Annotated in this window: 7 protein-coding genes; 3 read left to right on the forward strand and 4 right to left on the reverse strand. The window is 73.3% G+C overall.

Annotation, left to right across the window (positions count from 1 at the left end; all coding sequences use genetic code 11):
- The first annotated feature begins 182 nt into the window (after window positions 1-182).
- Both ALMP_RS24870 and ALMP_RS24875 read left to right on the forward strand, forming a co-directional pair.
- Complete coding sequence (locus tag ALMP_RS24870; protein WP_264931931.1) at window positions 183-2345, forward strand: carbon starvation CstA family protein; 2163 nt, start codon at window positions 183-185, stop codon at window positions 2343-2345.
- Complete coding sequence (locus ALMP_RS24875) at window positions 2342-2548, forward strand: YbdD/YjiX family protein (protein ID WP_264931933.1); 207 nt, start codon at window positions 2342-2344, stop codon at window positions 2546-2548. Before ALMP_RS24870 ends, ALMP_RS24875 begins: the two co-directional genes overlap by 4 nt.
- A 47-nt stretch (window positions 2549-2595) precedes the next feature.
- Here the strand turns inward: ALMP_RS24875 and ALMP_RS24880 are convergent, their stop codons facing one another.
- From ALMP_RS24880 to ALMP_RS24895, 4 genes are all read right to left on the reverse strand, one after another.
- On the reverse strand, window positions 2596-3387 hold the full coding sequence (locus tag ALMP_RS24880; protein WP_264931935.1) for an SURF1 family protein: 792 nt from the start codon (window positions 3385-3387) through the stop codon (window positions 2596-2598).
- Window positions 3388-3436: 49 nt separating this feature from the next.
- The gene (locus ALMP_RS24885; RefSeq protein ID WP_264931938.1) at window positions 3437-3670 is read right to left on the reverse strand and encodes a hypothetical protein; all 234 of its coding nucleotides are present in this window, start codon (window positions 3668-3670) and stop codon (window positions 3437-3439) included.
- A 107-nt stretch (window positions 3671-3777) separates the two neighbouring features.
- On the reverse strand, window positions 3778-4776 hold the full coding sequence (locus tag ALMP_RS24890) for a DEDDh family exonuclease (RefSeq protein ID WP_264931939.1): 999 nt from the start codon (window positions 4774-4776) through the stop codon (window positions 3778-3780).
- 191 nt (window positions 4777-4967) lie between these two features.
- A complete protein-coding gene (locus ALMP_RS24895) occupies window positions 4968-7580 on the reverse strand; it encodes an MXAN_6230/SCO0854 family RING domain-containing protein (protein ID WP_264931940.1) in 2613 nt (870 codons plus the stop codon).
- A 280-nt stretch (window positions 7581-7860) separates the two neighbouring features.
- On the opposite strand from ALMP_RS24895, the gene ALMP_RS24900 reads away from it, so the two are divergent.
- Window positions 7861-13093, forward strand: a 5233-nt coding sequence (locus tag ALMP_RS24900; protein WP_264931942.1) for a caspase family protein, incomplete at its 3' end; no start/stop codon positions are given.

The raw sequence follows: 13093 nt of genomic DNA on the forward strand, positions 1-13093 counted from the left end.
ATTCGGTTGACGGGAAACCGGCGGGAAATCTTCTGGACATTCGCTGTCAACCGGTTCCGGCGGGTGCGCAACTCTTGCACAGACCGACAGCGGGCGGGAGCCCCCCAGGCCCCGCCACCGCTGCTCCGCACTCCGTCCTGAGCTGCGGAGATCTCACCCCGCTGTGCGAGCGAGGAGCCGCCATGTCCGTCTCAGCCATGCCCGAAACCGACCGTCAGGTGCCGGAAAAGCGCAGAATGTCCCCACGGGCGGTGCTGCTGTGGGCCGCCGTATCCCTGCTCGGTGCCGTCGCCTGGGGCGTCCTCGCACTGTCCCGCGGCGAGCGGATCTCCGCGGTCTGGCTGGTGATCGCCGCCCTCGGCTCGTACGCCATCGCCTACCGCTTCTACTCGCGCTTCGTCGCCCGGCGGGTACTGCGGCCCGACGACCGCCGTGCCACCCCGGCCGAACGGCTGGAGGACGGTGTGGACTTCCAGCCCACCGACCGCCGGGTGCTGCTCGGCCACCACTTCGCCGCGATCGCCGGCGCCGGACCACTGGTCGGACCGGTGCTCGCGGCTCAGATGGGCTACCTGCCGGGCACGCTGTGGATCGTCGCCGGGGTGATCTTCGCCGGGGCCGTGCAGGACATGGTGGTCCTGTTCCTGTCGATGCGGCGGGACGGCAAGTCGCTCGGACAGATGGCCCGCGAGGAGATCGGCAGGGCGGGCGGCGCGGCGGCCCTGATCGCCGTGTTCGCCATCATGATCATTCTGCTGGGCGTGCTGGCGCTGGTCGTCGTCAACGCGCTCGCGCACTCGCCGTGGGGCACCTTCTCGGTCGCGATGACCATCCCCATCGCCCTGTTCATGGGCTTCTGGCTGCACCGGGTCCGCCCGGGCCGGGTCGTGGAGACCAGCCTCATCGGGGTCGTCCTGCTGCTGCTGGCGATCGTCGGCGGCAGCTGGGTGCAGAACTCCTCGCTGGCCGGCACCTTCACCCTGAGCCCCGCCACCCTCGTCGTCTGCCTGGTCGGCTACGGCTTCGTCGCCTCCGTCCTGCCGGTGTGGATGCTCCTGGCCCCGCGCGACTACCTCTCCACCTTCATGAAGATCGGCACCATCGCGCTGCTCGCGGTGGGGGTCGTCGTGGCCGCGCCCGTGCTCAGGGCGGACGCGGTGAGCGACTTCGCCTCCTCGGGCGCCGGGCCGGTCTTCGCCGGGTCGCTCTTCCCGTTCCTCTTCATCACCATCGCCTGCGGCGCGCTGTCCGGGTTCCACGCCCTGGTCGCCTCCGGGACCACCCCGAAGCTGATCCAGAAGGAGTCCCAGGTCCGGATGATCGGCTACGGCGCCATGCTGATGGAGTCGTTCGTCGCGATCATGGCGCTGATCGCCGCGGCGACCCTGGAGCCGGGCCTGTACTACGCGATGAACGCGCCGGCGGGCCTGCTCGGCACGACGGCCGAGTCCGCGTCCCAGGCCGTGGCCGGCCTGGGCTTCACCATCACGCCCGACCAGCTCACCCAGGCCGCCAAGGCCGTCGAGGAGCAGACGCTGATCGCCCGCTCCGGCGGCGCCCCCACCCTCGCCGTCGGCATGTCGGAGATCTTCTCCGGGGTCTTCGGCGGCGCGGCCATGAAGGCCTTCTGGTACCACTTCGCCATCATGTTCGAGGCGCTGTTCATTCTGACCACGGTGGACGCGGGCACCCGGGTCGGCCGCTTCATGCTCCAGGACATGCTCGGCAACGTGTGGAAGCCGATCGGCCGGGTCAACTGGAAGCCGGGCATCTGGCTGTGCAGCGCCCTGGTCGTCGCGGCCTGGGGGTACTTCCTCTACACCGGCGCCACCGACCCCCTGGGCGGGATCAACCAGCTCTTCCCGCTCTTCGGCATCGCCAACCAGCTCCTCGCCGCCATCGCCCTCGCCGTCTGCACGACCGTCCTGATCAAGTCCGGGCGGCTGCGCTGGGCCTGGGTCACCGGTGTCCCGCTGGCCTGGGTGGTCGCGGTCACCTTCACCGCCGGCTGGCAGAAGATCTTCTCCGACGACCCCAAGATCGGCTTCTTCGCCCAGCGCGCGCGGTACGCCGACGCCCTCGACGCCGGCCAGATCCTGCCGCCCGCCAAGTCCCTGGACGACATGCGCACGGTGGTCACCAACTCCACCGTGGACGGCGTCCTGATCGCGGTGTTCCTGCTGCTCGTCGCCGTGGTCCTGGTCAACGCGGCGGTGGTGTGCGTCCGCGCCGTCCGCGCGCCGGGCACCCTCCCCACGACCGAGGCCCCCTACGTCGAGTCCCGCATCGAGGTCCCGTCGAAGCCGGCCGCCGAGGCGCCGGCGGGGGTGGGGGCGGGGTCGTGAGGGCCGTGCGCTGGGCGCCGGTACTGCGCGCGGTGCGGGGCCTGCGGTGGTATCTGCGGGAGCTGACCGGCGAGGCGGAGTACGACCGCCACTGCGAGCGGCACCGCCGCCGGCACCCGCACGCCCCCGTGCCCACCCGCCGCGAGTACCAGCTGCTGCGCACGCGCCACCAGGAGGAACACGCGAGCAGCCGCTGCTGCTGAGCCGTCGCCGGCGGGGGTGTGCCGTTCCCCTGCGAGTGCGGGGTCCGTCACACCGCCGCCGGCTGCGCCTCCTCCGCCTCCTGCCGCTCGGCCTCCCGCCGGTCACGCCGTTCGCGCCGGACCAGGACCACCCAGCCGATCGGCACGGCCGCGGCGAACAGCCACCACTGGATGGCGTAGGCGTAGTTCAGCGCGGCGTTCTCGTCGCCGGGCCTGCCCAGCAGCTCCGGCGTGTCGCCCTTCGGTTCGGGCGCCGTCTGCGCGATGTAGCCGCCGAGGACCTGGGCGCCCAGGCGCCGCGCCTCCTGCTCGCTGTTGATCAGCATGATCTGCCGGTCCGGCAGGCCCTTGAGGTTCTTGATGCCGCTCGCCGCGGTCGTCTCGTCCGGCATCAGCCGTCCGGTGACGGTGAGCTCGCCGCCGGGCGGCGCGGGGATCTTCGGGAACGCGGTCTGGCTCGGCCCGTCCGCGGGGATCCAGCCGCGGTTGACGAGCAGCACCTTGCCGTCGTCCAGGACGAACGGCGTCAGGACGTGGAAGCCGACCTCCTCGTCGGCGTTGACCCGCCGCCGGACGACGACTTCCCGCTCGGTGTCGAAGTGGCCCTCGGCGGTCACGGTCCGGTACCGCTCGTCGCGGGTGACGGTGTGCCCCGGGGAGGTCAGCCGCTCCACGGGCACCGGCTCGGCGGTGAGCGCGTCGGCGACCAGCTGGTTGCGGGCGCTGCGCTCCTCGTAGCGGTGCATCTGCCAGATGCCCAGCCTGATCATCGTGGGGATGAGGAGGAGGGCGACCAGCGTGATGATCACCCACTGCCGGGACAACAGGAAGCGGTACACCCCACGACCGTACCTCCCGGTCGTGGGGCGCTCTCAGCGGGGTCGGGGCTCACACGCGGTCGACGATCCCCACCTTCCCCTCCGCCCGCGCGCAGTGGGCGCCGCAGTACCAGTGGCCCTCGACCTCGACTCCCTGGCCGATGATCTGGACACGGCAGTGCTCGCAGATCGGGGCCATGCGGTGGATCGCGCAGGAGAAGCAGTCGAAGACGTGCACCGCGCCCTGCGCGTGCACCTCGAAGGTCATTCCGTAGGTATTTCCGCAAACCTCACATGTCGCCATGGGCCACAGGGTGAGCGGTCACGGCGGCGCGGGCGAGCGGACGACGGGCGAGTCGCCCGGCAATCACCCGTACGCGTCATCGGCCGCACGGCCCGGCCCCGCCCGCTTCACCCGTCCGCGGGCTCGACGTCCCGCAGCAGCTGCCCGAACGCGGCCTCGTCGACGACCGGCGTGCCGAACTGGCGCGCCTTGACCACCTTGGACGTGCCCGAGTCGGGGTCGTTGGTGACGAGCAGGCTGGTCAGCCGGGAGATGCTGGTGGCGACGTGCAGCCCGGCCTCCGCGGCCCGGTCCTCCAGCAGCTCCCGCTCGACCGATGTGTCGCCCGAGAACGCCACCCGCATGCCCTGCTTGAGCCTTTTGCCCTCTTCGTACCGGCCGGGGTTGGGATGGGGACAGGCGGGCCGCTTCCGGGACGGACGCCAACTGCTCGGCCGGTAGCCGCCGTACCCGCCGGGACCGCTCGCCTGGCGGCCGATCCGGGGCGCGGGCCGGTCCTGCCACTCCGTCAGCGGCCGGCACTCGTGCAGCGGCAGCCGCAGACCCCCCGCCGCGGCGGCCCGCAGGCTCGGCCGGAACGCCTCCGCCAGCACGCGCGCGTCGTCCAGCGCGTGGTGCGCCCGCCGCTGGACGACACCGAAGTGCGCCGCGAGCGACTCCAGCTTGTGATTGGGCAGCGGCAGGCCCAGCTCCTTGGCGAGCACGATGGTGCACAGCCGCTGCTTCACCGGCGCCTCGCGCTCCGCGCGCGCGTACTCCCGGGCGATCATCTGCCAGTCGAAGACCGCGTTGTGCGCCACCAGCACCCGGCCCGCGAGCCGCGCCGCGAACTCCTCGGCCACCTCCCGGAAGAGGGGCGCGCCCTCCAGCGCCTCGCTCGTCAGACCGTGTATCCACACCGGGCCCGGGTCGCGCTCCGGATTGACCAACGTGTACCAGTGGTCCTCGACCTCACCGCGCGCGTCCAGCCGGTAGACGGCGGCGGAGACGATCCGGTCGTCACGGGCCAGGCCGGTGGTCTCCACGTCAACGACCGCGTATCCCTGGGGATACGCGGCCGGCCACTCCGTGGGGGAGGAGGCTGTGGTCATGCGGTCTTCGAGCATGGTCCCTGAGGATACGGGCCGCCACTGACACCCCGTGCACGCCTCCCGGCGCGACGCCCGCCCGGCCACACGCGTGTGCGGGACGAAGCCGGGCGGAAGGCGCTCGGGCCGTACGGGAGTTCGCGCCGGCGCCCACGGGGCGACCGGCCCGGCGCGACGCCGACGGTCAGCCGGGCGCCGGCGCCGACAGGTCAGCGCAGCGCCGCCACCAGGTCCCCGGCCGCCAGCGGCACCAGACCGCAGCCGTCGACCGGGCCGGGCAGCAGCCGGTAGACCTCGCCCGTCGCGCCCTGAGGGGCCACGCCGCCGTGCACCAGCGCCAGCAACACCCGCTTCTTGGCGGCGGCTTCGGCGGCCAGCTCGTCGACGAGGACACCGTCGCCCTCCGGGCGCTCCCGCCGCTGGGGCGCGTCCAGCGCACGCACGCGTGCCGCGAACACGGTCTCCGGCTCACCGGCGTCGCGCACGTAGTGCCACAGCTCGTCGGCGGCGTCCGGCTCCGGCGCACGCCGGACCACCGCCACCTCGTCGGCACGCGCGGCGGCGTGCCACACCGCCAGGTCCCACAACGTCGTACGGCCGTGGGCGAAGTACTGGTGCAGGTCCCGCCCGGCCCGGCCCAGGTCGGCGCCGTGCCGGTACAGGCTGTGGAAGCCCTCCTCGGCCGACAGGTGCAGATCGGTCCACAGGAACGTGCGCTGGCGCAGGTCGACCAGGAGCGGCACATGGATACGGGAGTCGCCGACCAGGTCGTAGCGCTGGCGCACGGTCCGCGGATCGTACGACGCGTCACGCGCCTCCTCGGCCGACGAGGGCAGCGTCATGAAGCCCGCGAAGGCGTCCAGGAGCCGTTCGAAGGGGATGTCGTTGAAGCTGAAGACGACCGGCAGCGCGTACCGCACGCCCCGGTCGCCGAGCGCGGCGAGGTCCAGGTCGACGTACTCGGTGGCGCCGTGCGGCGCGGGCGCCGAGACCAGATCGCCGGAGTGCACGGCCGACCGCTCGCCGTACACCAGGTTGGTGTAGTCGCACAGCCCGGCGAACTCCCAGTCCTCGTCGAACAGCGCCACCGACAGGTCGAGGTCGACGCGGGTCTTCGCGGGCTCCGTCCAGTGCAGGAACAGCCGCATCACCTCGCCGCGCGGCAGCGGCTGCGTGCTGCCGCGTCCCATGGTGACCAGCGCCTTGGTGTCGGCGCGCTCGGTGGCCGGCACCGCGAGCCCGGTGAGCGCCGAGTCCAGCACGGCCAGCTCCACCTTCGGGGCGGCGGACAGCCGGCGCACCGCCTCCGCCTCCAGCAGCGCGCACACCTCACCCGTCACCGCGGGCGACAGCGGGGGCCGGGTGTCATCGAGGGTGTACGCGTGCGTGACCTGGCCGCGCGGGAAGAACACGCGCCGGTCCAACGGCAGATGGCGGACCCGCAGCCGGCCCAGCGCCGCCAGCAGCGGAGCCGGACCCGCCTGCGGCAGCACCCGCCTCAGCACGTCCGCGAAGCCGTCCGGCAGGGCGGTGAGGTCGTCCAGCCGCAGCAGGTGGTCCAGGCGCCGCAGCAGCTCGCCGGGCCGGCGGGCCAGCAGCGCGAGCGCGGCCCGCGCGTCCTTCTCGGCCAGCGCCTGCTCCACCCGGGCGCCGAAGGTGACCGCCCGCAGCCGGGTACCGTCCACCCGCACGGCGTCGGGGTGGGCGGCGGCGGTGCGCAGCAGCGCCTCGCCGAGCGCGGTGCCGGTCGTCTCCGTCCCGCGCAGCACGGCGAAGGCCAGCGCCGCCCGCGGATGCCGGGCGTACGACTCGTACGGGTGCAGGATCTCGGCGGCCCGCTTCCACAGCACCGGGTGCCGCAGCACGTCCTCCACCAGCAGCGGCACCGCGAACCCGTCGAGCAGGGCGAGCAGCCGGCGGCGCAGCCCGCGCGGCAGCGACCGCAGCCGGGGCGGCTCGATCAGATCGGCCTCCCCGCCGGACCAGACGCACAGCAGCCGCAGCACGTCCGTGGCGGTGGTGAGGTGGGCGTCCAGCAACTCCAGGGCGTCCGCGCGCCGTTCCCGCACCCGCAGCATCCGCCCCAGCACCAGCGCCTTGGTCTCCCGGACCGGTATCTCCTCGGGGAACCACGCCACGCCCGCCGGAGCGTGCGCCAGCAGCACCCCGAGGTCCGCCCGGTCCCGCGGCGGCAGCGGCGTACGACGGGCCAGCAGCGTCCGCAGCGCCGTCACCGCGTCGGCCCGCGCGTCCCGCCCGAGCGCGAGCAGCTTCAGCGGGCCCGCGGACACCTCCGCCTCCCGCCCCCGCCGGGGCTGAGCCGGCTCCAGGAAGGGGTCGGCGGGGTCGACCCGGCGGTGGCAGATGGGGCAGCCGGAGTAGTCCGAGCCGTCCCAGCACCCCCGGCACACCAGATGCGCGCACGGCGCCACCGGGTGCACGGCCCCGACCGTGCCGCACAGCACGCACGGCTGCTCGGGCCACTGCAACAGCAGCGCGAAGACCCGGTCGACCCACAGCTGGAACGTGTCGTCCGGCACGGAGGCCGGGAAGCTGCGGAACAGCGGCATATGGGTGCGGTCGGCGCCCAGTTCGGCGTCGATGTGCGCGACGAGTTCCCGGCCGGCGGCGGCCAGCCCGGCGGGCCCCAGCCACGCCAGCGCCGCCCGCAGCGGCGCACTGGGCGCGAACCCCCGGTCCAACAGCTCCGCTTCGAGCGCGATCAGCCCCTCGTCCGTCGAGGGATCCCCCGGCCGCGGCCCGGCCTGGTCGACGTAGACGGTACGGAGACGACGAAGCAGCACGGACGCCAGTACGGACAAGCAAAGTCCCCCGAGGACTAGGGAAAAGGGAAGGCCGACCCGAGGACCGGAGCGGACTCGCGGGGCCGACGGGTCTGTCGAAGCGGGGGCGGAGAGTGGGTGCGCTACGGGATCCGTGAGAAGGAGAGAAGGAAGCACACCGGCGGAGCCGCCCCCGTGGTGAGGACTGTAGGGAAACAGGTGGGGCGGGCGCCACCGGTTTTTCACGTCCGTGCGAGGACGAGGTGCCGCTGTGCCATGCTGACCTGCGTCGGCGGGGCGAACGGGGAGGTCACCGGCCATGGGGAGCAGGCAGGCACTGATCATCGCCGTCCCGCAGTGCGAGCTCTCGGACCGGTTCGCGGATCTGACCGACGTGGTGGCGCACGACGTCGAGCTGATGAGCGAGGCCCTCCAGTCGTCCGGATACAGCGTCGAGCGCCTGGGAGTCACCCCCCAGGAGCCCGCCCTGCGCTCGAGGATCCGCAGCGCCGTCAGCAGGGTCTGCGCGACCGCTCCCGAGGACGGCACGGTTTTGATCCACTTCACCGGGCACGGCCTGTCGGTGGGCGGAGCCGACCATCTCGTCCCCTCCGACGCCCAGTTGAGCTGGGCGACCACACCGCCGCAGGTCGACGTCGACAGTCTGATCGGCCTCGACCTGGCCACCCTGCTGCGGGGCTGCCGCGCCGGAGCCGTCCTGCTCACCGTCGACGCCTGCCGGGACGAGGACGACACCGCCTCCCACGGCGGCACGGCGACCAGCTTCCCCGCCGGGCACGAACGGATCGCCGTCCTCTTCGGCTGCGGCCCCGGCCAGACCTGCGGCTCGGACGAGACGCGGGGCAGCCATTTCACCCGTGCCCTCGCCGAAGCGCTGCGCGCCGACACCGCCCCGCGCACCGTGGCCGACGTCATCGGGCACACGGTCCGCAGAACCGAGGAGTTCGCCCGCGCCGCCCGCCGGCCTCAGCGCCCCACCGTGCACTACGCGCCCGGCGGCCCGGACGCCGTGCGCGCCGTCGAGCTCTGCGCGGGCCGTACCCTCCACGAGGAGTGGGTGGCGGCGGTCCGTGACCCCGAGCTGTGGGCAGCCGTCGACACCGCGGGCGACGCCCGCCGCACGGACGTCCAGGACGCGCTGGAGCGGCTGGTGACCGAGTGCGCGCAGTGGCGCGGCTCCGCCCTGACCGGCGTCGACGACCCCTGGGCGGACGACGACTACCCGGTGCGCGTCCTCGTCCACGGCCTCCGCCCCCTGCTGGCGCCGTCGCAGACCCATGGCGGCCCCCTGCTGGACGCGGGCGAGTTCGCGGCGCTCGCCGCGGCGCCCTTCGTCCGCGAGGCCGTGTACGCGATGGGGGTGAAGGAAGCCACCGCCGTGCGGCCCTTCGACCTGCGCCCCGACACCGGGCCGCTGGGCCGCGAACCCGAACGCGCCGACCTGGAGCACACCTTCGCCGCGCACGCCCTGCTGTGGCGCAAGGGACGCGAACTCGCCGACCGGGGCCGCGCCGAGGACGCCCGGGCCGTCGCCGCCTGGCTGCTGCACCGGCACGTCAGCGGAAAGGAGCAGCTCTGGGACACCTATGCCGCCCAACTGCTCGCCCCGCTGGCGAAGACGCTGCTCGGCCCCGGGGCGACGGCCGCCCGGCGCGAGGAACTCACCGACGAACTCGTCCGCCTGTGCCGCCACATCGCGCTCGCCCCGGCCGAGCCGTACCAGGGGGAGCGGGCGAACACCGACACACGGTGGCGCCTGGACGAGATCGCCCGCACGGACGGCACGACGGAGCGCTGGCGCCCACGCGAGCTGTCCTGGCTGATCGGCGTCGCCGGTCTGCTCGGCGGCGACCTGCGCCAGCTGCCCGGCGTCCTCGTGGACAACATCGGCATCACCGACGGGCTGCGGCCCGCCGACGCCGTGGCGAGCGTCCGCGAGCTGCGCTGGGCCCGGGACCGGCTGAGCCGGACACTCGACCTGGAGCTGCCCTGCCCGCATCCCGCGGTGCACGCCGCGCTGGAGACCCTGACCGGCTGGACCGACGAGGCCGTCCAGAACGTCCGCCGGCACCTGGCCCCGGCCGAACCCGCCGCCCTCCTCGCCCACCTGCCCGAGCGGATCACCTGCCGCCGGCTGCGCCCGCGCTACGACAGCGTCACCAAGGGCGACGCGTACGGCCTGCCGCTCATGCGGTTCGGGCTGGCCGAGGACGAGATGCGCGAACTCCTCATGGGAACCCAGCTCTACGGCGACCCGGCCATCGCGCTGCGGGAGCTCTACCAGAACGCCCTCGACGCCTGCCGCTACCGACAGGCCAGGCTGCGCTACGGCAAGGCCGCCGGGAACGTCCCGTACTCCTGGGAGGGGGAGATCGTCTTCCGGCAGGGCACGGACGACGAGGGACGGCCCTACATCGAGTGCGAGGACAACGGCGTCGGCATGGACCGCGGGGCGCTGCGCGGCACGTTCTCACGGGCCGGCCGCCGGTTCGAGCAGTCCCGCGAGTACCGCAGGGAGCAGGCCCGCTGGCGCCGCGCCGACCCGACTCTGCGGATCTACCCCAACAGCCGTTTCGGGGTCGGGGTGTTCAGCTACTTCATGCTCGCCGACGAGATCAGCATCTGGACGCGGGCCACGGACGAGTACGGCCGGGCGGACGCGGCCGGCGGCCTGCGCGTCGACGTGGCCTCCAGCGGCAGCCTGTTCCGCATCCGGCGCAGCGAGGAGGCCCAGCCCACCGGTGGCACCAGGGTGCGGCTCTATCTCCAGCGGGACGGCGTCGACGTCGCCGAGGAACTCGGCAGGCGCGTCTGGCGGTCGGAGTTCGGCATGCGGGTGGAGCGGGACGGCGGCGTGCCGCGTGACTGGGCGAAGGGAGCGTTGTACTACCTGGGGGACGCGACCCGTCCCCTGCCCGCCGGACCCGATGCCTGGTGGGTGGAGGGCAAGGGGTGCCTCCTGGCGGACGGCATCCTGGTGGACCCGGAGTCGATGGACCCCGTCGAGGACGCCTCCGCCCGTGCCTGGCTCAACGCGAGCCGCCGAAAATTCCCCAGTTTCGCGGAAGACCGTAAGGATTGGCGCGAGTCGGGCGGCCAGCCCTTCGGGTTCGTCGTCGACCTGCGCGGAGCACACGCCCCCGACCTGAGCACCGACCGGACCCGGATCCTCGCGTACGACACCGCCTGGGTGACGGACCTGATCCAGCGGGCCGCCGAGAGATTCCAGGCGCCGGAGTGGCTCACACTGGAGTGGCTGTGGGCCTTCGCCGAGGTGCATCCCGACGCGGCGACCCGGGTGACCGAGCGGCTGCTGGCCGCCGACGCGCGGGTGTCCAGCAAGACCGCGTGGGACCGGTCCGCGCCTTTCGACTTCCGGCGGGTGGGCTGTTTTCCCCCCGACGTTCTGATGGCGCGTATCGGCGACCACTACGGGGCCCGCCTGCCCGGGTCCCTGCCGGCGGACGGCGGCATCGTGTCCTGGCGGGCGGCCGTGCTGCGTGACGTGGGCATCGCACTCGGGACCTCGCGGCTGGCGGAACTCGCACTGCCGGACACGGTGGACGGTTACCCGGCGCCGGAGGCCTGGGACGTACGGTTCAGCCACTGGGACATGCCCCTGTCGAGAGCCGTGACGCGGGCCGCCGGACCCTGGCCGTCCGACCCTGCCATCACCTTGGGGCACCTCATGCGTCGGCTGCGCCGCTATGTGATCGCCGGCGCGAGTGTCCCGGCGGTCACCGGACTCGACGCGGCCCACCGCATGCTGCTCGACGAGACGGACGTCAGGCTGTTCGGCACCGAGCTCTTCCAGGACAGGTACGACCGCGGCGTGCTCGGTGTGCTGCGGGCCTTCAGCGCGCGAGCGGAGCTTCCGATGAGGGAGGCGCTCGCCAGGGCCCGCCGTTTCGCCGAGGCCGGATTCCCCTTGGAAGTGCCCGACACCTTCGCCGCCGCTCCGAGCGACGCGGTCGCCACCTACCAGGAGCTGTCCGTACTGTCCTGGCATCCGCGGTTCTTCGGCCCCGATGACGAGAAGAGGGGCACGCCTCCCGCGCAGGACGTGTACGACGAGGTCCTGCGCCGGTACGCGTGGCTGGGCTGGCCGATGGAGGGCCCTGTCGCCGCCCGACCCGTCGACCGGGCCCTGACACCGGAGATCGGGAGTCTGCCCGGCTCCTGGACCGAGGAACAGGTCGAGGAGTTCACCCACAGTTTCGGCATCCAGTCGTACACCCAGAGCAAGGACCTGTCGCTGCGCCAGCTGGTTCGTGCTTCGGGGACGCTGGGACTCTCGGTGGCCCAGGTCGTCGAACGCTTCGGGGACGTGCTCAGGTCGCGCGCGCTGCGGTTTCCCGATCCGGGAGAGCTGGCCGGACACGTCTTCACACGACTGGACAGTGACCTTTTGGGCGCAGTCTTCTCAGATGTGTTCGACCGGGCCTGGCAGTACGGTTCGGACCGCGCCCCGGCACCTCTGCTGGAGACGGCTCAGGCGGCTGTCCGGATCCAGGCGGAAGATCCGGTGGTGGCGGAACGACTGGCGCGCCTCGCGGATCTCCGGCTCGTCGACGAACGGGCGCCCGCTCTTCTGGAGCACTGGCGTGCCATTCCGCCAGGTGACTGGGAGCTGCTTCTGTGCGATGACCAGAACCACCGGACGATGAGCAGCTTCGAAGCAGGCGCCTTCACGAGCCGCTACGAGCTCCGGCACGCCGTACGTGTCTCCGCCGAACGCCAGGGGATCGACCTCCCCTTCGCCCTCCTCGCCGCGGCGGCGGCGCGGATCACGCTCACCTCCGCCGTGGAGCGGCTGACCCGTCTCGCCCCGCTGGTCGGGCTCGACGTCTCGCCGCTGGAGCGCTCGCGGACGACGCTGCCGCCGGACCTGCGCCCCACCCTGGCGGATCTGCTGGCCGCCTGCGCCGTCGACGAGGGCGACGTGAGCTGGCTGGACCGCCCGAGCCCCCGCCTCCTGATCGCCCACGCACGGGAAAGCGACAGCACCCTCGGCGAGAGCGTGGCACGGCTGGCCCGGTACGCGCCGCTGGGCGCTCCCTGGGAACATCCCACCGACTCCACCACCCCCTGGTCCGATCACCGCCCCACGGAACACGACAGCGCGCTGTTCCGCCCGGATCTGGTCGGGGACGGCCTCGTAGGCCCGCTCGAACTGCTGCGGGTGGCGGCCCGTTTCGGCTGGACGCTGTCCCGCGCCTGGGACCGGCTGGCGCTCTACCGGCCGTTCGGCCTGGAGTTCGCGGTGGAACGGCCCGACTCGCGGACGGTCCCGGTCTGGCAGGACCTGATCCTGCTCACCGAGTGGTACACGGGCGCGGCGCCCGCCCTCACCGGCGAGGTGACGACCGACCGCATCGCCGTCGCCGCCCGCGAGATCCAGCAGCCGACCGCATGGGTGTACGACCGCCTGACCCGGTACGCCCCGCTGTTCGGCCTCACCCTGCCGCCCCCCCCCCCCCCCCCCCCCCCCCCCCCCCCCCCCCCCCCCCCCCCCCCCCCCCCCCCCCCCC

Source organism: Streptomyces sp. A012304, from assembly GCF_026008495.1.
In the GTDB taxonomy this organism is placed as follows: domain Bacteria; phylum Actinomycetota; class Actinomycetes; order Streptomycetales; family Streptomycetaceae; genus Streptomyces.